Source organism: Fictibacillus sp. 5RED26 (assembly GCF_015903895.1).
Lineage (GTDB): Bacteria > Bacillota > Bacilli > Bacillales > Fictibacillaceae > Fictibacillus > Fictibacillus phosphorivorans.
This window is the reverse complement of the sequence record NZ_JACZDU010000001.1, coordinates 1,270,788-1,291,243: the sequence shown is the minus strand read 5'-3', so window position 1 is coordinate 1,291,243 and position 20,456 is coordinate 1,270,788. Positions and strand designations below refer to the sequence as shown.

The following is a 20,456-nucleotide window of genomic DNA, read 5'->3' as shown; positions in this document are numbered from 1 at the left end:
CATTCATCGGTATGATCAGTTCACGATCATGATGTTCTTATACTTAATGTCCACCGGATTTTTAAGAGGCTTTAAATAAGAGAGATTCGATATCGTGATCGTCAAGTCACTCTCTGGAATCATGATTGGTTTCATCTCACCATTTTCCATCTCTTCTTTGTTATAAAACGTGATATAGTAGGTAGCTTTATTTTTTTCTTCTGAACTATGCACTTCAAAGTTATTAATTCTCGTTTTCTTCTCATCTGAAATCGAGATAGTATTGTTTTTATACACCCGTTCATAATCGTCAGGTACTTCGGCATCACTATAATAATGATCAGGAATAAGGCGCAGGTGATGTAAGTGCTGACTAGAATCCGTGGATATGCTCACCTTAATCCTAGGGCTCCCCTCAAACATGGTCATCCCTTCATAAACTATAATCGTATTACCAATCTTTAAGATTTCTTGGTTTTTTAATACCGGTTGATTTTTAGTCGCTAAAAACGTTTCAATATCTTTCTTTGGAATTGTCCATGAGAATGAACGAGGATCTTTATGTACAGAAGAAGTAAACGTGACAGACCTTTCTTTTTTCTTGTTAACATCACCTGTCATATCATAGATGGGAATGTAAAACCCGCTTTTATTAGTTCCTAAAATCCCATATGCCAAAGGTTGATCTTGTAATTGATTGTCTTTGCTAGCAAATCCGATTAAACTTTCATCATTTGGGATTTCTACGCTTAGTCTCTGTTCATAAAGTAATGCATCTATTGATTTAATCTTTACTTTTTTGTTATCTTCATATGTAAACGTTTGATCGATCGGCTCACTTTTCAATACTTTTGTGTAAGGATCATCTGAGGGCAGCGTTAACGCAATATCCTCAATCGAGTCTACCCCATTGTTTTTAGAAGAAATCGTAAGATCCTGTAGCCGAACGACGTTAGCTTTTGATACGATCGACCAATCGTTCTCTGAAGAATCGAACATACTAGGCATCAGCATCATAGAACGGTATAAACGATGCTTATAAACGAACCCTTCGTCCCTTGTACCTGGCTGACCCATTTCTTCACCAGCCTTGAGGACGAGCTCCTTACCCTCTTTTGTTTGAAACTGCATGTTATTAACAGAGAGCCGTGGAATATTATACTCGTCCTTATCTCTCTCTTTTACATCCACACTGTATAACAGATACATACGACCATCCATATTCCAAATCTTTTCGATCTTTAACGTTCGATACGATTCTTTTAGCGTCACTGTCTTGTTTACCTTTTTAAGAAAACCGTATCTATCTATCATCTCTAATTCATCGAACTTAATATATTCTCTTTTCATTCCATCTTTGAATGAGTTTACGACAGAAAATTGTTCCTTATTTACTGTCCAAGTTGGTTCAGCACTTTTTTCGTACTGTGTATAAACAACAAATCCTCCGATTAAGACAGAACCAATCATCAATTTTTTTATGATTTGCAAATCGTACAGCCCCTTTTGTATCTATACCATCATATTAGCATAATTTTCCGAATTTTCATTCCGTTAATATCCATTAATTTGAAAAAAACCTTTGAAATAATAAAGTAACCTCGTCTGAAGAGACGAGGTTACAATCCGTATTTATGACGATACCATTTCACTTACCTTTGCGAGCTGTTTCTCAATCACGTTCAAACCTTTAAGAAGCTGTTCATCAGAGATTACAAGTGGAGAAAGAATACGGATAACGTTACTGTAAAGGCCAGCCCCCATAATGGCTACACCATTTTGGTTACAAAGTGCAATGATTTTTTTCGCACGATCTGGGTCGGGGGTTTTCGTCACTTTATCTTTGACGATTTCGAGCGCACACATGGCTCCTATACCTCTGACATCACCGATAAATTCGTATTGGTCTCTCCATTTTGAAAAGGTATTGGTGATCATTTCACCAATCTGATTTGCTCTTGTCAACAATCCTTCTTCTTCAATCATGGAGATGACCTCTAACGCAGCAACGCATCCTAATGGGCTTCCTCCATAGGTACCCCCGATCTCACCAGGAGCTGGTGCATCCATGATTTCCGCTCTGCCTGTTACAGCTGAGATCGGCAGGCCAGCCGCTATCGATTTTGACAGGGTCATGAGATCTGGGACAACATCAAAGTGTTCCATCGCAAACATTTTTCCTGTACGGCCAAATCCAGTCTGTATCTCATCGGCGATTAACAGGATATTGTATTTATCACAAATCTCGCGAAGACCTTTAACGAACGTTTTAGAAGGAATAACGAATCCTCCTTCACCTTGAACGGGTTCAAAGATGATCGCTGCAATTTCCTCAGGTGGAACCTCTCCTAAGAAAAAGTCTTCGAATTTCTTTAAGATCGCTTTATCGGTTTCTTCAACGTTACGGTCTTCTCGGTAATAATATGGATAGGGCATCTTATATGTTTCTGGCGCAAAAGGTCCAAACTCAAACTTATATGGTTTTACTTTGCTTGTTAAAGACATGGCGAGCAACGTCCTGCCGTGAAATCCTCGTTCGAATGAGATGATGGCTTTTCTGCCCGTATATTTTCTTGCGATTTTAACCGCGTTTTCTACAGCTTCTGCACCACTATTTAAAAAGAACGTTTTTTTATGATGGTCTCCTGGTGTGATTTCGTTTAGTTTTTCTGCTAGCTGAACGTAAGGTTCGTACATCATCACGTGAAAACATGGATGGATGTATTTTTCTATTTGGTTTTTTAGGGCTTCCACTACTCTAGGCGGACAATGACCGACGTTTAACGTTCCGATCGCTCCAGCAAAATCAATATATTCGTTACCATCAACATCAACCATCATACTTCCGCTAGCATGATCCACAAAATTTAAGACCGTATTAAAAGGACCCCTTGGGACGTTTAATTCTTTTCGTTTTAATAGCTCTTCTGATTTCTTCATCCATTCTCGCCTCCACACCAGTCATAGATTGTTAAAGCTATGATTTCAGCTGCTTCCATGATCTTTGAAATCTCAATATATTCGTTCGGATAATGGGCGACCGAAGTAACGCCTGGCCCGAACACGATCGCCGGAGTGTCGCCGACATGAGATAATAAGCCACCATCCGTTCCCCATGGTGACGCTTCGATAATGGGTTGATCTCCAACTACATCTTCATAATTCTTTGAGAGCATGTTCATGAGGGGATGATGAGTTTCAATCAATCCTGGCAGCCACTGTGCACCGAACCATTCAACAGAGATCTTATGCTCTTCTAGCCACGGATCAGAAAGATTGGATAGATAGCTCTGAAGTTCGTTTTTTACTTCTTCCAATGTTTCATTAGGAGCAACGCCAATCCTTCCTTCAACTTCAACTGTATCTGGAACGGATGATGGCCAGTTACCTCCTGAGATCTTCCCTACATTGATCGGGACGGGGATAGGAATATCCTTGTATAGAGGATCTGTTACTCTATCATTTCTGATGATTTCCAATTGTTTAATAGCATCTAATACGATTACCGCTTTTTCGATAGCACTAACTCCTTCATAACGAGTTCCGCCGTGTGCTGCTTTCCCTTTCACGGTTAACCGGAACCACATAGAACCTTGTTGAGCAGGAAAGATCTTCATATTAGTAGGTTCTGGAATAATAGCTGCGTCTGCTTTGTACCCGCGTAGTACCGCAGCAAGCGTACCTGCACCGCCACTCTCTTCTTCTATTACACTATGAAAAAATAAATCGCCTTGTAATTGGATCCCGGTTTCTTTAAGTGCTTGAATGGCTAGTAAAAGGGAGAGGTTTCCACCTTTCATATCTGTTGAACCTCTGCCGTAAAGTTTGCCATCTATTATTTTCCCACTGTAAGGATAGTCGTTCCATTGGTTCAGATCACCTTCTGGGACGACATCAACATGACCGTTTAGAACAAGTGAACGCCCGTTTCCTTTTCCCCGCCATATCCCAACAACGTTAGGACTTGTACTGAAATCTGTCCGGCTAGCACAAAAATTAGGATGGTTTGCTAATTCTTCACCATCCGGATACCACATATCCACCTCGAGTCCAATTTCCTCGAGTTTTTTTGCGATCAATTTTTGTACACCCGTTTCATTTCCAGTCGTGCTCGCTTCTTGAACCGTCTTTTGTAAAAAATGAATAGCGTTTTCTTGTTCGTTCATCAACCAGTTTGAGAGTTTTTCTTTAACTAACATGTTTTACCTCCCTAACATCTCATTGGAAAACAGAAATGTGTTCATCTACAACGATAGAAGCACCTGTTGTCTGGATAACATCCTCTAACGTATAAGGACTCATGATCTCACGAAGAACTAGCTTTCCATCTTCACAATGAAATACTGCTTTCTCTGTGATGATCATGTCTGCGCCTTCCTTGACAGTAAGCGGAAGTGAACAGTTTCTCACAATCTTAGGATTTCCATACTTATCGGTGTGGTTCATTAAGATGATGACTTTCTTTGCTTTTTGGGCAAGATCGATCGCACCACCCATTCCAGGAACCCGCTTGCCTGGTACGATCCAATTGGCAATATCACCACGTTCACTTACTTCTAGAGCTCCTAGTATCGTCACATCAAGCAATCCTTTTCTAATGATTCCAAACGCAGTAGCGCTATCAAAATAAGAGGCACCTGGGTGAATGGAAACGGGATATCCCCCTGCATTGGATAAGTTACCATCCTCACTGCCTGCTTCTGGTGACCCACCCATACCTAAGATACCGTTCTCTGTGTGCAGCATGATATGTAGGTCATTTTCAATATAATCTGCAACGAGAGTGGGAATACCGATGCCAAGATTAACGATCATTCCATAACTTATTTCGAGGGCTGCCCTTCTTGCGATCCTGTGCCTTGTTTCAATTCCCAGACCCATTTCCAGTCCACTCCTTTACTCTGAATAATATAGTCAATAAAGACACCTGGCGTGACGATCTCTTCCGGGTCAAGGGAGCCTACCGGCACGATCTCTTCTACTTCTGCAATCGTTATCTGTCCGGCTGTAGCCACGAGTGGATTCGTATTTCTCGCACTCTTATCATAGATAAGGTTTCCATACCGATCGGCTTTTTTTGCATATACGATCGACACATCTGCAATTAAAGCGGGTTCGATCATATATTCTTTGTTGTTTACACTAACTTTCTCTTTGTTCACTTCAACAACCGTTCCAAGACCAACATCGACCAATATACCGCCAAGCCCCATACCACCAGCTCTTATTTTTTCAGCGAGAGTGCCCTGCGGAACAAATTGCACTTCTAATGAACCTTCTTGCATCTGTTTACCCGCTTCAGGATTTGAGCCTATATGAGAGGCGATTAATTTCTTCACCCTTTTTTCCGTAATCAGCTTACCGGGTCCGATCCAAGGAAAACCTGTATCGTTACTAATAAGAAAGATATCGTTAATATTCTTTTCCAATATCAGATTAACAAGTGTAGGAGGAGCACCTACTCCTCCAAAACCACCGACCATTAGTGACATGCCATTACGAAAATAGGCAGAAGCACTTTCAAGTGTAATTTGTTTATCTACACCTTTGGCCATTCACAACACCTCTTTCAACTGGTCGCCTCAGTAATATATAAACCTTCTGTAATAAGCTCTTTGGTCAGTTCTCCGATGGATTGATCTAGGATCTCCATGATATCTGTAATCTGTTCCTTCGTAACGTTCAATGGTGGGGAGATTAAAATAGAGTCTCCTGAAAACCCTGTTACTCCACCTACTGCCGGGTAAACGAGCAGTCCGTTGTCAAAACAGATGGATAATAGCCGGTCTGTAACTTTTGAAGTGATCTCAAAAGGTTCTCTTGTGATCGGATCCTTAACAAATTCAATGCCACATAATAAACCCTTGCCTCTTACATCACCGATTAACGGGTACTTCCACTGAAGACGTTGCAGATGATTAATCAGATATTGGCCCATAGCTTCTGCATTTTCCTGAAGTCTATTTCTTTCCATATAATCGATAACAGCAAGGCAAACCGCAGCTGATTGTGGATTTGCGCTAAACGTGTGTCCGCTCATAATAATTTTACTTCCCGATTCGATGACGTTCATAATACGGTCTGACACGATGGTTGCCGCCATCGGTGTATAGCCTGCACTCATGCCTTTTCCTATCGCAATAATGTCAGGAGTTACATTCCAATGATCCATCGCAAACATTTTCCCCGTACGTCCCATGCCTGTCATCACTTCATCAGCGATCATTAAAATATTATATTTGTCACAGATTTCTCTTATTTTTCCGAAGTACTCGTCTGGTGGAACGATCGCTCCTCCAGATGCACCGATGATCGGTTCTGCGATAAATGCAGCGATTTGATCTGGACCAATGGCTTGAATCGATGTTTCCAAATCATCTGCACATTTCACACCACAACTAGGATACGTCTCTTTTAGTGGACACTGATAACAATAAGGTGGATGCGCAGCAGGGAAATCTTCAAGCAATGATGTGAATCGTTGTCGTCTTAATTTGTGACCAGACATTGATAGTGCGCCGAGTGTGATTCCATGATAACTGGTCCATCTTGATATGATTTTTGTTTTCGTCATGTTTCCTTGTTCTTGAAAATACTGAATAGCAACCTTTAGTGCTGTCTCGGTTGCTTCTGATCCACTATTTACAAAGAACACTGAATTCAAATCTCCTGGTGCATAATGTGCGAGTTTTTCTGCTAGATGTTCTGCTGATTCACTCGTAAACTGCGAACGGTATACGAATGATACATGATTTGCTTGATTCCACATTGCTTCTGCAACTTCATGAACACCGTGACCGATATTACATGTGATTGCACCTGACGATCCATCAATATATTGCTTACCGTCTTTATCGTATAAATAGATTCCTTTGCCGTGACTAATTACAGGATAATCGCTTCCTAGAACCGGTTTGATGAGATGTGATTTTCTCATAAAAAAGGCTCCTTCCTCATGAAGGTTAAAAAGGAAATATCTTTATTTATAGCTATTTTCACTGTCTCTATCAAAAAGTTTAGCGAGCAGCCTGAAACGGAAAGCAACACTTCCAATAGCAACAAAGTTTGCGAAAACAACCATATAAAAAAGATATTTCCTTACTCTACTGATGTTACAACTTAAAATAATTTTTCTTTAAAAACCTCGGTATGCTCATTAATTCTGAATAGGAAATCTTTGAATCTATCTTCTTTGTATCTATTAACATGAGTTGATCTTCAATCTCATCTACAATATGATCCTCTTGATATTCCATACCACAAGAAGAACAGGATACAGAAGGGATTACAGTTATTTGAACGGCTCTTGAACCATCCGGCAGTTCCCAATACCCTGTTAATCCTGCCTGCTCTGCTTCTTCACTCTCACACCATAAGCACTTCATGTTATCCTCCTCTCTATGCATTTCTTTGTTCTTCAGTAGTAGCTGAAATTCCTTCGTCTTTTGTCTGTTCAAACTTATATTTTTTCTCTTTCAATTCATCACGTTTATCACGCTTATCTTTTAATGAACTATGCTCCGGATTCGTATCATAATTTTCTCTTCGTTCAAGGCGTTTTAATCCTTTAGGAACGAGGTTGAACGCTTCATCGCTCATGAGCGCCGAAACTCCAATCGCAGGTTTGATGTGATCTGTTCCCATCACTTCATTGAAATAAGCATCCGCTCTGCCAGCTTGATAGTTTTGAGGCTCAGGATAAGAGGTAATCACTCCTTCAAAGTTACGTAGCACTACTTTTTCTGGTGATTGAGAGATAAGATAGTTTGGCTGAACAGCTATTTTCCCTCCGCCTCCAGGAGCATCTACCACGAACGTCGGAACAGCATAACCAGACGTATGACCTCGCAAACCTTCAATAATCTCTAAACCTTTTGAAACAGGTGCACGGAAATGTCCGATACCTTCAGATAGATCACATTGATAGATATAGTATGGTCTGACTCTAATCTTAACGAGATCATGCATCAGCTTTTTCATGATAGGAACACTATCATTGATCCCTGCGAGAATAACAGATTGATTGCCTACAGGGACCCCAGCATTCGCGAGCATTTCACACGCTCTTTTAGACTCTTCCGTAATCTCGATAGAGGTGTTAAAATGCGTGTTTAACCAAACCGGGTGATACTTCTTTAAGATGTTGCATAAATTCTCTGTAATTCTTTGCGGAAAAACCACCGGAGCACGTGTGCCGATCCTAATGATCTCTAGATGAGGAATTTCTCTTAAGTTCTTTAATATATATTCTAAGATGTTGTCATTAATTAATAATCCGTCGCCGCCTGAGATCAAACAATCTCTAACTTGTGGATTATTTCTAATATAATTAATGGCTGCATCCAATTGTTTCTTTGGTACACCCATACCGATCTGCCCAGAAAAACGTCTTCTCGTACAATAACGGCAATACATAGAGCACTGATTCGTTACAAGAAAAAGAACACGGTCAGGATAGCGATGTGTAAGACCTGGAACAGGCGAATCTTCATCTTCGTGCAAAGGATCTTCCAAGTCGTATTTCGTCTTTAAGATTTCCTTACCGATCGGAACGGACTGCATACGAATCGGACATCTAGGGTCATCTTGGTCCATGAGCCATGCATAATAAGGTGTAATGTTTAAAGGTATCGTCATCGTGGAAATTTTGACGCCTTCTTCTTCTTCAGGCGTCAAGTTAATGATGCTCTTAAGATCTTTTAAATTTCTGATGGTGTTAGTAAGCTGCCACAGCCAATCATTCCATTGCTCTTCTGTGACATCTTTCCATAATTCAAATTCACTCCAATGTTTCTTCGGTTTGAATAATCCATTCACTACAGGCATTCTAATGACCTCCTTTATTTCTACACTATTGTTTCATGCAAGAAGCGTGCCAAGTTACAGAAATTTCAGAATATAACGATTAATACTATAGTTTATGCATACTCCTTTCAATGTGGGCCTTTAATTGAGAGGAATAAAACAAAAATGAACTGCTGAATTTTCGGCAGTTCATTTTTGTTTTATTTTATATTGCAGGGTTTGTCTCGGTACTCCTAGAATTTTTGCAGCTTGAAGAATATTGCCAGAAGTATGTTGGAGTGCCATCTCAATGATTTGTTTCTCATAATCTCCTAGCGCCTGTCTCAATGAAGGTATGGTTGTTAATTCTTGTCTTATTGCTACTTCAGGTTCATTATTGATCGTTACATGTTTCGGAAGTAATGAAGCCTCGATTAATGAATCATCTTCAGCAAAATTCATACAGTGCTCAATCGCATGCTTGAGTTCTCGAACATTACCTGGCCAAGAATAACGTTGTATGAGCTTTTCAGCTTCAGGTGTGAATCCTCTTACCTTTTTGCCGAACTTAAGATTAAAGTGGTTGATAAAATGATTCACTAAGTAAGCAATATCTCTTTTTCTATCCCTTAAAGGTGGGAGTTCAAAATAAACAACATTCAATCGATAATAAAGGTCCCTTCGCAGCTTTCCTTTATCCATACAAACGTCAGGTCGTTCGTTTAACGCAGAAATAATCCTAACATCCACGCTTCGAGAAACATGACTTCCTATTCGCTCTACTACTCCTTCTTGAACGACCCTCAAGAGCTTTGCTTGTAGTTCAACAGGCATCGAATTGAGTTCATCTAAGAATAAAGTGCCTCCATCTGCCAACTCAAACACTCCTGGCCGATCAATGGCACCTGTAAAGCTGCCTTTAGTCGTACCGAATAAGATCCCTTCAAGCAGTGGCCCCGGAATCGCAGCGCAGTTTTGAACGACAAAAGGATGGGTAGCACGTTGAGAAGAATTGTGTATCGCTTGAACAAACATCTCTTTACCTGTACCTGTTTCTCCAAATAACATGATCGGCGAGTTGGTTTGAGAAGCTTGGTTACATTGTAGTTTAACCTCTTTTAGCTCGGAATCGGTCGTGATGATATCAGAAAAATGATAAGCAGCAAAAGGTTGATCTTTATTTGTTTTTTTCTTAACTTTCATCTTTTTTTGCAGATCGATCAGCTGTTCAGAAAGCACTTTTATTTTCGATAGATCTTTCGCTACCTCTACAGCCCCGACCAGTTCTCCATTCAACCAAAGTGGCAGCGTAGAATTCACCGTATCGATCTGTTTACCTTTGCGATTCGTGTAGGATTGATGTTCATTATAGATGGGTTTACCTGTTTCTATTACTTTGAGAAGTGTGCTCGTTTCCTTTGTTAGAGATGGAAACGCATCAAGTACATGATGATGATGAACCTCATCTGTTGTTAATCCATCTAATGAAGCCGCTACTGAATTATAAAAAATAGTGATTCCATCTGCATCCACGACATGAATTCCTTCATCAATCGTCTTTAAAATAGCATTTAGAGTTTCTGCCGTTTCTAATGATTTAGATATCAAAGTGATCACCACCAAGAGTGCTTAATTTTTGTCACTTATGCCTAAAATTCGGCACTCATACTGATAAATCCTTTACCCAAATGTTCATATCCTCGTATTTATCAAAAATCTTACAGTTGTTCGCGAGCCTTCCTTTATATACATAGCTTTTTTGATGAAACACAGCATTCATTCCAAAAGATAGCGCTCTAGCGATCGAATAAGAACAATAGATGTTTCTTTGAAACAACTCTTTTTCAAGCTGATCGATCAAATGCTTCATAAGACCAAACTTTCGGTGCTCGGGTGTTGTTGCACAATCTGTTATCTCCGCGTTGTTATACGTTTCGTTCACATCTGCAGAAGCAGCACTGATGATTCTTTTTTCATGCTCTATTACACAAAAAAGAGTGCCTGATTCGATCATCTTCCTTACATACTCTGCATCGTTCATAGGTGTTGGATACACTTCAAACACTTCTCCATAAAGCTCTGCTAGGGACTTTGCATCCTGAATGTCAGCCATCCTTAACAAATAGTTGCTCGGTAAAGGAAGATTTGTTGCCCCTTTTGGTATCTTTATGACATCACTTAAAATGCGATCTTCGTCCACCCAGTACTCACTGTTTCTTCTTTCTTTTTTTAAGTACTTGCACATTGCGAATGCTGATCCACCATTAAAGTAACCTTTAAACTCACCTTCGTTCACATAGCCAAGCTCCTGCCAATAAGAGACATCATCTACTATGGATTTTACAATGATTTTATGAAAATTATTCTTTTGCGATTCTTCTTCAAGCCATTTTGCAAATAGAGTTACGTTACCTCGATAATCATCTGCTCTTAAGCGTTCGCTATAATAATCAAAACATATATCTGCGATAAAATGAGTCTCTTTGATTTTTCTGTTTTCGTAATATGTAGTCTTCATTGTTTCCCCTCCTATAACTTCCTGTTTCATAATTTCCATAGTATATGCTTAAATTCCTGCACAAAAAACCACCCTCTCTATAGGGTGGTTAAGATCAAAGGCTATTAAATTTAGGTTATTTTCGTATATTTGATGCTTTGGCAGGAGTTGATTTCCGTTCACGCTTGCTCGCATTCCATAGGGCGTGCTGTGAGCCTCTTGCTGATTCATTCTTTTAGAAAAAACCATAAAATCAAATCACAAAGCTCTATGTGGAAGTCTCCAATTCAGTTTGAGTGACAACATTCTAAATATAACTAAAGAAACAAAGAGAATCATATATTCCACTGTGCTGTTCACTATGTTAAGGCCAACGACTAAACCGCCTAATAAGGCCCATACTGCATATATTTCTTCACGCAATACGACCGGCTTTCGACCAGCCAACACGTCACGAATCATTCCACCGCCAATACCTGTTAATATTGCGGCAACGATAACCGCACTTATAGGATGATTCATGCTTGAAGCAGCGATCGCACCTTGAATCGCAAATGCTGAAAGGCCGATTGCATCAAAAAAGTGAAGGCTCCTCTTTGAAAATTGAATCATGCTCTCTGGCATAAAGAATACGATCCCCATAGAGGCAAGTGCTGATTTTAAAAGAAGCCCTTGCTCCCAAATCGAATCTACAGGGAGACCGATCAATACATTACGCAATATTCCTCCACCAAATGCCGTGACTAGCCCTAAAATAAATACGCCTAGAATATCATAATCTTCTTCCATTGCAACTAATGCACCTGAAATGGCAAATGCGATCGTTCCAATGATGTTTAATAAATCCCAAGTCAAACCCTTTCTTCCTCTCCAATCAATATGTTCCGTATTGAATCTTATAAGGTTCTCGGCCGACTGGCAAGCATTATTTCTAAAACTTCTCAAAACATCTAACGTGCTGATCGGGACAGAACAGCTGCCAAGGTCTCCATGAAAAACTTCTCCGTTACGGAACCCATGAAAATCACTACCTGCTGTTTTTATTAAGGAGTGTTTATCTGCTAGATCTTCATAAAAGGCAACTTGCTTTCTCGTATGATCAGGGTGATTATACTCAAGTCCAACCAAGCCGTTCTCACTTAAGATTGGAATGAGTTCATCTGCTCCGTAAATGCCAGGATGAGCTAGTACAGGAACTCCCTTAGCTTTCTTGATCATTTGGACCGCTTCGATCGGAGAGATGCGGTCAGTTGAAGCGTAAGCAGGTTTTCCCTTTCCTAAATACTTTTCAAAAGCTTCAGGAAGTGATTTTACGATCCCTTTTTCCATTAGAATCTCTGCAATGTGCCCTCTTCCTACATTTCCTTTGCCATGTCTTTTCGCTTCTAACTCAGATTCCTTTACAGGGATTCCAAGGTTGTTTAAATTTTCTAGGATCATTCTATTTCTTTTATCTCTGACAGAAGTTAGCTTGCTTAATGCTTCTAAAAATTCTACATCTTCATAGTCAATAAAATAGCCTAACATATGAATATCTTGACCTTCGTATAAAGTACTTATCTCAATACCTGGAATACAAGTAAAACCTTCATGCTTCTTGGCTTCTATTATCGCTTCATGAATTCCATTGACTGTATCATGATCTGTGATTGCTATCGCGCCAAGACCCTTTTCAACCGCTCGCCTAATATTTGAAGCAGGAGTAAAGGTCCCGTCAGATGCAGTGGTATGGGTATGTAAGTCGCTTTGTTTCATTTTCATCTCCTAAAAACATTATTTAATTACGGTACGTGAAATTTTATTTAGTGATTTCTTTTATTATTGGATTCTCATCATAGCTGATCCAATCACTCCAACTGCCAGCATATAAAGCTTTATTCGTGATTCCCGCTTCATCCATAGCCAGTATGTTGACGCAGGCCGTTACACCAGAACCACAATATACTACAACAGGTTTGCTTTCATTCATTCCACTATACTTCGCTTCTAGTTCTTGTCGGCTTTTCCACCATCCGGGCTTTTGTATATGACTTTCCCAAGGTATGTTTATGGCATTCGGTATATGCCCTGCCTTATGATCGATTGGCTCGATCTCTCCTTTAAATCGTTTTGGTTCTCGTGCATCTATGATAAGAGTATCTTTATTGTTCATTTCATGAATGACGTCATCTTTATTCCTTAACATTTCATCTCTTACTTTTGGTGTAAAATGTACAAGTTTTTCGACAGGCATTTTACTTGAGATGACATATCCTTTTTCTTTATAGTGTTTATAGCCGCCTTGCATGACATATACGTTACCGTGCCCTAAGTATTTCAAGATCCACCAAAGTCTTGCAGCCATGCTGCCGGATTGATCATCATAGGCGACGACAATTTTTTCTTCGTCAACTCCACAACGGCCAAAAAATTGTGATAGTATGTTTACGGAAGGTAATGGATGCCGGCCACCATGGGTTGATACGGTGCTCGAGAGATGTTGCTCAAGATCAGCATAAATGGCACCTTCGATGTGATCGTTCTTATACAGTTCATAACCCTTTAATGGTTCAGCTAGTGAGAATCTGCAATCAAAGATCACGATATCAGCACTGTTTACTTTTTGGTTCACCCATTCAGGACTTACGAAATTTGACATATTTGACCTCCTGTTTTATGAAGTAGTTCGTTATTTTAACTACATCTAGGGAAAGCTGTAACTATTAGAAAAAGATAGAAAGAAGTGACGTACAGATGATACATAGTATTCCTAACGCATCCATCGTTTTGTTCGGAGCGACTGGTGACCTTGCTCACAGAAAACTTTTCCCTGCTCTTTATCAATTGTATCAAAAGGGACATATGAAAGAGAACTTTTCTGTTGTTGGTGTTTCAAGAAAAGAATTCTCTCACGAAGAGTTTCAAACTGAAGTTATATCTGCTATTCATGAACATGCACAAGGTGCAGATCAACAAATCGTAGAAAAGTTTGCATCTCATTTTTATTACCTAAAGATGGATGTATCGAGTTCTTCGAGCTATCATGAGCTCGAAGAACTATTGAACGTACTTGATAGAGATTATCAAACAAACGGAAATCGCCTGTACTATCTTGCGATGGCACCAAGGTTCTTCGGAACGATTCCTACTTTCTTAAAGTCAGAAGGAATCACGAACACTGAGGGCTGGCAACGAATCGTAATCGAAAAACCATTCGGTAATGACTTGCCTTCTGCGACAAAATTGAACGAAGAGATTCAACAAAGTTTTAATGAAAATGATATTTACCGTATCGACCACTATCTTGGAAAAGAGATGGTTCAAAATATACAAGTGATCCGTTTTGGAAATGCGATCTTTGAATCCATCTGGAACAACAAGTATATTGACTCTGTTCAGATTACATCGAGTGAAACACTAGGTGTTGAAGATCGAGCCGCTTATTATGAAAAATCCGGTGCTCTACTTGATATGGTTCAAAACCATATGCTACAGATGGTCATGATGGTTGCAATGGAACCACCAGGTGAACTGAAACCTGAACATATTCGGGACGAAAAAGTAAAAGTTCTTCGATCCCTCCGCTTCTTTAATGAAGAAGAAGTGAAGAAGAATGTGATCCGCGGACAATATTCTGAAGGAACGATGAATGGCAAACAAGTACCTCGTTATTTGAACGAAGATAATGTTGACCCTGAGTCTAAGACAGAAACATTTGTAGCAGCTAAGCTATTTATTGATAATTTCCGTTGGACAGGCGTCCCATTCTACATCAGAACAGGTAAGCGCATGGCTGTGAAATCTACTGAGATCGTCATTCAATTTAAACAAGGTCCGATGGCACTCTATCATGCCAACACAGAAAATTATCAGCCTAACTTATTAAGAATTCATGTTCAACCAGATGAAGGTGTTAGCCTTACACTTAATGCTAAACCAAAAGGTGATACTCCTGATCTCTTACCGATCGATATGACTTACAACAACAATAATACGGCAGAAATGAATTCACCTGAAGCATACGAGAAGCTTCTGCACGATTGTCTTCTAGGTAATTCCACTTATTTCACACGTTGGGACGAAGTTGCACTCAGCTGGGATTTTATTGACCGTATCACAAAATCTTGGGCTGAAGGAACAGGAGCTCCGATCACAAATTATCCATCAGGCAGCATGGGACCCATCGAAGCAGACGAACTTTTAAAAGCTGATGGGCATTCTTGGTGGGAACCTACAAAAGTTAGAGAGGAATGTTAGTACATGAAAATATTTGATGTTTCGTTACCGATTTTTGAAGGAATGCCAGTCTATAAAAACAAGCCTGAAAAACAACCAGAGTTCAACACAGCACAAAATGGTCATGTAACCGAAACACGTATTTCTATGGATGTTCATACAGGCACACATGTGGATGCTCCTCTGCACATGGTTCCTGGTGGAGATACGATTGAAACCCTTCCGATCGAAAAACTCGTTCGTAAAGCTAAAGTAATCGACCTTACAAGTTCCACAGGTTTCATTTCAGCTGAAGATCTGGCTGATAAAGATATTCAAAAAGATGATTTTGTCCTTTTTAAAACAAAAAATTCCTGGGACACAGAATTCAATTTTGAATTTATCTACGTTAACAGTGATGCGGCTAAAGTATTGGCTGAAATCGGTGTAGCAGGTGTTGGAATCGATGCTTTAGGTGTAGAGAGAGCACAAGAAAATCATCCAACTCATAAACAGCTTTTCCAAAACAACATCATTATTATAGAAGGACTTCAGTTAAAGGACGTTCCTGAAGGTGAATATTTAATGGTGGCTGCTCCTCTTAAAATAAGAGGGCTAGATGCATCACCTGCAAGAATCGTACTCATTGAACAATAATAAAAACAAGGGCTTGCATATATTTTCATGCAATGCCCTTGTTTTTTCACTGTCTTTTTCTATTCTAAAGCAGGTTTTAATGGTTGCGTTGGTTTAGGGTCTTTTTTCTCTTCGTCTCCCCCACCCTTTTCCTTTTCTGGCTTGATAGCAAAAAATGCAGCTATCGCACCAACCATACTCACACCTGCGGAAGTGTAGAAAACAATCTCATGTGACTGTTTCATCAAGATAGCATAGATGGGAGGTCCGAGCGCGACACCAACAAACCTCATCGAACTATAGATCGAGGTTATCGTCCCTCTTGCCTCTTTTTCAATTCCTTCTGTAATAAGGGCATCTAAACTCGGTAGAGCAGCACCAATCCCTATACCAGCCACAAATAGAGCACCTAAAAGAAAATAGACGTTCTCTGTAAACGTAATTAAAAAGACTGACCCGCCTAACAACGCCATAGAGATAAACGTACACCACTTCATGACGATTTTATTTTGTTTGATCTTCTTTCCTGCAATAAAGGAGGCTATGGAAAGTGCTAATAACGGTACAGCGATTACTAATCCTTTCATAACACCCTTCACACCATATTTCTCTTCTAATATGGTCGATAGATAAAACAAGATACCAAACAGAACAAACATGATGATGCCACCGATTAAAAAAATGGCAAACAACCATCTTCCTTCGTTATGGAAAATTTTCTTTACATTTTTTAAATATTCTTTAAATGGTTGCTTTTCTTGATCCTTTTTAGGTACTTTAACTAAGAACAGAACTAACAAGATGGAAACAACACAAAATACAGGGATGAGCCAAAACGGTAAAAACCATACGATTGTTGCAAGAAATGCTCCTAGAATAGGACTTAAAACTTTACCCACAGTATTGGATGTTTCGATCAACCCTAACCCTGAACTCACTTCTTCTTCATCCTTAAACATGTCTCCTACTAATGGCAGGACGACGGGTGCAGCTCCTGAAGAACCAACACCTTGAAAAAATCTTCCGATAAGTATAAAAGTAAATGCATGATCGGATTGCCATGCTGCCCAACCACAGATTAAACCTCCGATTCCGGCTATAAAAAGACTTGGGATGATTACTTTTTTACGCCCAAAACGGTCTGACAGATATCCAGCGATTGGTATTAGCAAGATCGCAACGATCGAATACACCGTAATGATCAACGAAACCTGAAAAGAGCTTATATTTAGTTCTTTACCGATTTCAGGCAAAACGGGTATGAGCATAGAATTCCCCAAAGTCATCACAAGGGGAATGGATGCGAGTGCAAGTAAGTCCCACTTTTTCTTTGCTTCCATAATTTCCTCCAAAACCGTACTATTACATCTTTAGTATTGTAAAAAGTCATAAAACCATACAAGAAAATCCACCCATTGACTCTAGAAACCAAATAAAGCTACACTAATGGCAACGTTTCATTTGTTAATCGGTGCGAAATGTAGAAAGGAAGTTAATTTTTGTGGAACATTTATTAAACAGCAAAGCTAAAGACATTCAAATTTCAGGAATTCGTAAATTCTTTAATGAAGTTTCTAAGTTCCCTAACGCGATCTCATTAACATTAGGACAACCTGACTTTCCAACTCCTATGCATGTAAAAGAAGCTGCGATAAGAGCGATACATAATAATCAAACGGTATATTCTCATAACGCAGGATATATAGAGCTAAGAGAAGCTGCCTCTTCTTTCTTACAAGAAAAATATTCTCTTCATTATGATCCTGCTTCAGAAATAATCGTAACAGCCGGGGCGAGTGAAGCGATCGACATAACCTTGCGAACCATCTTAAGTGAAGGTGATGATGTTCTTCTTCCTGCTCCCATCTATCCTGGTTATGAACCCGTAATTACTCTTTGCGGTGCGAATACTATCTATATTGATACAACACAAACAGGTTTTAAAGTGACGCCCGAACTAATTGAAAAACATATAACAAAAAAGACGAAAGCCATCATCATTCCCTCTCCTTCTAATCCGACAGGTATTGTTTTAGAGGATCATGATTTACAGGCTCTTGCTCACTACTTTTCTAATAAAGAAATCTTTGTAATATCTGATGAGATCTATAGCGAACTAAAATACGAAGGTGAACATCGATCGATCGCGAACTATGAAGGCATGCGTGAAAAAACATTTGTTATCAACGGACTTTCAAAGTCACACAGCATGACCGGTTGGAGAATCGGATTGCTTTTCGGACCAAGTAATCTCATGCAGCATGTTTTGAAAGTTCATCAGTATAATGTCACATGTGCTTCAACCATTTCTCAAGCGGCTGCGATTCGGGCATTAACGGAAGGCAAGAATGACGCGTTCGATATGCGTAACGCTTACAAAGAACGGTTAGATTATTGTTACGATCGACTTCACGAGATGGGGTTAACGTTCGAAAAACCAAATGGTGCATTTTATCTCTTTATTTCGATAAAAAAATATGGACTCTCCTCTTATGATTTTGCTTTAAAGCTTTTACAAGAACAAGAAGTGGCTGTAGTACCAGGTGATGCTTTTACAGTTATCGGAGAAGGTTATGTACGAATCTCCTATGCGGCTTCGCTAGAACAGTTAAAAAAAGGTATGGATGGCATAGAAAACTTTATAAATTCCCTTACGTAAACTGCCCTCAAACTGGGCAGTTTTTTCGAATAAGTTAACATAAACATATTACGGTTAATTTAAAGTTCCTGAATAAGAACTTAAATTAGAAAAAAACTAAAATTAATTTATTCAAAGGATGCGTTTTTGTGAAGTTAAAAGCTATATTAAGTCACTTATCTATACGATCTATCATTGAGGATGACCCAGAGATCACCGGCATTACATCCCACTCTAAGAAAGTTAAGCCCGGAAACTTGTTTTTTGCGATCTCAGGTGTTCAAGCTGATGGCCATCAGTACATACAAGAAGCATTTGAGAATGGGGCAGCAGCTGTGATCGGTGAATATGATGAGAACATCGGTCCTGGTGTTTATATTTACGCTGAAGAAACGAAGCGTTTATTAAGTCTAGCCGCTTCCTACTTTTATGAAGAGCCCTATAAGAAACATAAGATGACGGGTATTACAGGAACGAACGGAAAAACAACAACATCCTTTTTATTACAGCATATCCTCCATGTTCACGGTATGACTTCCGCTCTTCTCGGTACGGTATATCATTATATCAATTCTGAAATTGTGAAAAGTTCACACACTACACCAGATCCTGTTACTCTACAGAAGATGCTCTTAGAAAGTAATGATGATGTAGTTGTTATGGAAGTGAGTTCACATGGGATCGAACAGAATAGGATTGATGGGATTACGTATGATCAAGCGATTTTTCTCAATTTAACTCACGATCATCTTGATTATCATGGAACGATGGAATCATATTTCCTCTGTAAATCTAAATTATTTTCATATTTGAAGAATAGAGGAACGGCCATCATCTGCAGTGAAGGTGAATACGGCAAGCGGTTACGGGATGAACTGCGGTCAGAAAATGACTTGCAGATTTGGACCTATGGTAAACGAAAGTCTGATGATTTTTATATTGAAGACGTCGGAATAGATTCTTTTAACCTTGTGCATGAAACACTACAGGTAACCGTTTCGTTACCATTACCAGGAGAATATAACGCCCTTAACACGACTGCCGCGATCGCCGCTGCTTTAGATTATGGGATTCCTATAAAAAACTCTGTTGAATATTTAAAAAGCTTCGGTGGAATCCCTGGTCGCTTTGAAGAGATCACACTTCATAACGGGACAGAAGTGATCGTGGATTATGCACATACACCTGATGGAGTCTCTCAAGTGCTTGAAGCAGCGAGCAAAAAAGCGGGAGACAAACCCCTTTATCATGTATTTGGATTTAGAGGAAACAGAGATCTAACAAAACGGACTGATATGATTAAGATCTCTTTAGAGTACAGTACGAAGACTGTCTTAACGGTAGATGATTTGAACGGTATAGATCGTGATCAACTTCTTCTAGAAACAAAAGAAGCGATCCCTAGATCTTCTCAGCAACCTGTAATCATAGGAGATCGGACTGATGCAATATTCTTTGCTCTAAAAGAAGCTCCAGCAAACTCAGTAGTAATCATAACGGGTAAAGGACCTGAAAAGTATAAAGAAACATACAATCATCCTTCAACCTCTGATCTTGCTTCTGTAGAGCTGTATCAGACTTTAAACAAACCGACTTTCATATAAAAATAGCAATCTTTATAAAAGAACAGCATCCTCATCAATGAGGATGCTGTTCTTATTTTTTAAAAGTCTTTTTGAAATCTTAGTTGCATTTGGATGTAGTTGGTCTTCGTTCCAGGTGCTTGCT

The 20,456-nt window shown here is 39.4% G+C and carries 17 protein-coding genes; 4 read left to right on the top strand and 13 right to left on the bottom strand.

Annotation, left to right across the window (positions count from 1 at the left end; translation table 11 throughout):
- Nucleotides 1-15: 15 nt before the first annotated feature.
- The 12 genes from IHV10_RS06765 to IHV10_RS06705 form a co-directional block, all read right to left on the bottom strand.
- Nucleotides 16-1,470 (bottom strand): hypothetical protein, encoded by a 1,455-nt coding sequence (locus tag IHV10_RS06765; protein ID WP_197127859.1) that lies wholly within the window; start codon nucleotides 1,468-1,470, stop codon nucleotides 16-18.
- Nucleotides 1,471-1,611: 141 nt separating this feature from the next.
- A complete protein-coding gene (gene gabT / locus IHV10_RS06760) occupies nucleotides 1,612-2,919 on the bottom strand; it encodes a 4-aminobutyrate--2-oxoglutarate transaminase (protein WP_197127858.1) in 1,308 nt (435 codons plus the stop codon).
- Nucleotides 2,916-4,178, bottom strand: coding sequence for a peptidase (locus IHV10_RS06755; RefSeq protein ID WP_197127857.1), 1,263 nt, complete (start codon nucleotides 4,176-4,178; stop codon nucleotides 2,916-2,918). Before IHV10_RS06755 ends, gabT begins: the two co-directional genes overlap by 4 nt.
- Nucleotides 4,179-4,197: 19 nt before the next feature.
- Nucleotides 4,198-4,860 carry a 3-oxoacid CoA-transferase subunit B gene (locus IHV10_RS06750; protein ID WP_197127856.1) on the bottom strand — a complete coding sequence of 221 codons (663 nt, stop codon included), beginning with the start codon at nucleotides 4,858-4,860 and terminating at the stop codon, nucleotides 4,198-4,200.
- Nucleotides 4,803-5,534 (bottom strand): CoA transferase subunit A, encoded by a 732-nt coding sequence (locus tag IHV10_RS06745; RefSeq protein WP_197127855.1) that lies wholly within the window; start codon nucleotides 5,532-5,534, stop codon nucleotides 4,803-4,805. The genes IHV10_RS06750 and IHV10_RS06745 overlap by 58 nt, the downstream gene beginning before the upstream one ends.
- A gap of 14 nt (nucleotides 5,535-5,548) precedes the next feature.
- A complete protein-coding gene (locus IHV10_RS06740) occupies nucleotides 5,549-6,916 on the bottom strand; it encodes an aspartate aminotransferase family protein (protein WP_197127854.1) in 1,368 nt (455 codons plus the stop codon).
- Between the two features lie 175 nt (nucleotides 6,917-7,091).
- Nucleotides 7,092-7,364: a YokU family protein gene (locus IHV10_RS06735; RefSeq protein ID WP_197127853.1), complete on the bottom strand. Its 273-nt coding sequence runs from the start codon at nucleotides 7,362-7,364 to the stop codon at nucleotides 7,092-7,094.
- A gap of 13 nt (nucleotides 7,365-7,377) precedes the next feature.
- Entirely contained in the window at nucleotides 7,378-8,805 is a 1,428-nt protein-coding gene (gene ablA / locus IHV10_RS06730; protein ID WP_197127852.1) for a lysine 2,3-aminomutase, read from the bottom strand.
- A 168-nt stretch (nucleotides 8,806-8,973) separates the two neighbouring features.
- A complete protein-coding gene (locus tag IHV10_RS06725) occupies nucleotides 8,974-10,380 on the bottom strand; it encodes a sigma-54 interaction domain-containing protein (RefSeq protein WP_370629645.1) in 1,407 nt (468 codons plus the stop codon).
- Between the two features lie 46 nt (nucleotides 10,381-10,426).
- A complete protein-coding gene (gene ablB / locus IHV10_RS06720; protein WP_197127851.1) occupies nucleotides 10,427-11,281 on the bottom strand; it encodes a putative beta-lysine N-acetyltransferase in 855 nt (284 codons plus the stop codon).
- 237 nt (nucleotides 11,282-11,518) lie between these two features.
- Nucleotides 11,519-13,015, bottom strand: coding sequence for a TRIC cation channel family protein (locus IHV10_RS23085; RefSeq protein ID WP_370629644.1), 1,497 nt, complete (start codon nucleotides 13,013-13,015; stop codon nucleotides 11,519-11,521).
- Nucleotides 13,016-13,058: 43 nt separating this feature from the next.
- Nucleotides 13,059-13,898: a sulfurtransferase gene (locus tag IHV10_RS06705; RefSeq protein WP_197127850.1), complete on the bottom strand. Its 840-nt coding sequence runs from the start codon at nucleotides 13,896-13,898 to the stop codon at nucleotides 13,059-13,061.
- Nucleotides 13,899-13,993: 95 nt separating this feature from the next.
- On the opposite strand from IHV10_RS06705, the gene zwf reads away from it, so the two are divergent.
- Both zwf and IHV10_RS06695 read left to right on the top strand, forming a co-directional pair.
- Complete coding sequence (zwf, locus tag IHV10_RS06700) at nucleotides 13,994-15,496, top strand: glucose-6-phosphate dehydrogenase (RefSeq protein ID WP_197127849.1); 1,503 nt, start codon at nucleotides 13,994-13,996, stop codon at nucleotides 15,494-15,496.
- A gap of 3 nt (nucleotides 15,497-15,499) precedes the next feature.
- Complete coding sequence (locus IHV10_RS06695) at nucleotides 15,500-16,111, top strand: cyclase family protein (protein WP_197127848.1); 612 nt, start codon at nucleotides 15,500-15,502, stop codon at nucleotides 16,109-16,111.
- Nucleotides 16,112-16,170: 59 nt separating this feature from the next.
- Here the strand turns inward: IHV10_RS06695 and IHV10_RS06690 are convergent, their stop codons facing one another.
- Complete coding sequence (locus tag IHV10_RS06690; RefSeq protein WP_197127847.1) at nucleotides 16,171-17,430, bottom strand: MFS transporter; 1,260 nt, start codon at nucleotides 17,428-17,430, stop codon at nucleotides 16,171-16,173.
- Nucleotides 17,431-17,591: 161 nt separating this feature from the next.
- Here IHV10_RS06690 and IHV10_RS06685 point away from each other — a divergent pair, with 161 nt between their 5' ends.
- The gene (locus IHV10_RS06685) at nucleotides 17,592-18,749 is read left to right on the top strand and encodes an aminotransferase A (RefSeq protein ID WP_197127846.1); all 1,158 of its coding nucleotides are present in this window, start codon (nucleotides 17,592-17,594) and stop codon (nucleotides 18,747-18,749) included.
- A gap of 128 nt (nucleotides 18,750-18,877) precedes the next feature.
- Nucleotides 18,878-20,332, top strand: a complete 1,455-nt coding sequence (locus IHV10_RS06680) for a UDP-N-acetylmuramoyl-L-alanyl-D-glutamate--2,6-diaminopimelate ligase (protein WP_197127845.1) — start codon at nucleotides 18,878-18,880, stop codon at nucleotides 20,330-20,332.
- Nucleotides 20,333-20,456 lie beyond the last annotated feature (124 nt).

Coding starts and splice junctions, on each gene's coding strand:
- gabT (WP_197127858.1), bottom strand. CDS start 2,919: ATGAAGAAATCAGAAGAGCTATTAAAACGAAAAGAATTAAACGTCCCA.
- IHV10_RS06755 (WP_197127857.1), bottom strand. CDS start 4,178: ATGTTAGTTAAAGAAAAACTCTCAAACTGGTTGATGAACGAACAAGAA.
- IHV10_RS06750 (WP_197127856.1), bottom strand. CDS start 4,860: ATGGGTCTGGGAATTGAAACAAGGCACAGGATCGCAAGAAGGGCAGCC.
- IHV10_RS06745 (WP_197127855.1), bottom strand. CDS start 5,534: ATGGCCAAAGGTGTAGATAAACAAATTACACTTGAAAGTGCTTCTGCC.
- IHV10_RS06740 (WP_197127854.1), bottom strand. CDS start 6,916: ATGAGAAAATCACATCTCATCAAACCGGTTCTAGGAAGCGATTATCCT.
- IHV10_RS06735 (WP_197127853.1), bottom strand. CDS start 7,364: ATGAAGTGCTTATGGTGTGAGAGTGAAGAAGCAGAGCAGGCAGGATTA.
- ablA (WP_197127852.1), bottom strand. CDS start 8,805: ATGCCTGTAGTGAATGGATTATTCAAACCGAAGAAACATTGGAGTGAA.
- ablB (WP_197127851.1), bottom strand. CDS start 11,281: ATGAAGACTACATATTACGAAAACAGAAAAATCAAAGAGACTCATTTT.
- IHV10_RS23085 (WP_370629644.1), bottom strand. CDS start 13,015: ATGAAACAAAGCGACTTACATACCCATACCACTGCATCTGACGGGACC.
- IHV10_RS06705 (WP_197127850.1), bottom strand. CDS start 13,898: ATGTCAAATTTCGTAAGTCCTGAATGGGTGAACCAAAAAGTAAACAGT.
- zwf (WP_197127849.1), top strand. CDS start 13,994: ATGATACATAGTATTCCTAACGCATCCATCGTTTTGTTCGGAGCGACT.
- IHV10_RS06695 (WP_197127848.1), top strand. CDS start 15,500: ATGAAAATATTTGATGTTTCGTTACCGATTTTTGAAGGAATGCCAGTC.
- IHV10_RS06690 (WP_197127847.1), bottom strand. CDS start 17,430: ATGGAAGCAAAGAAAAAGTGGGACTTACTTGCACTCGCATCCATTCCC.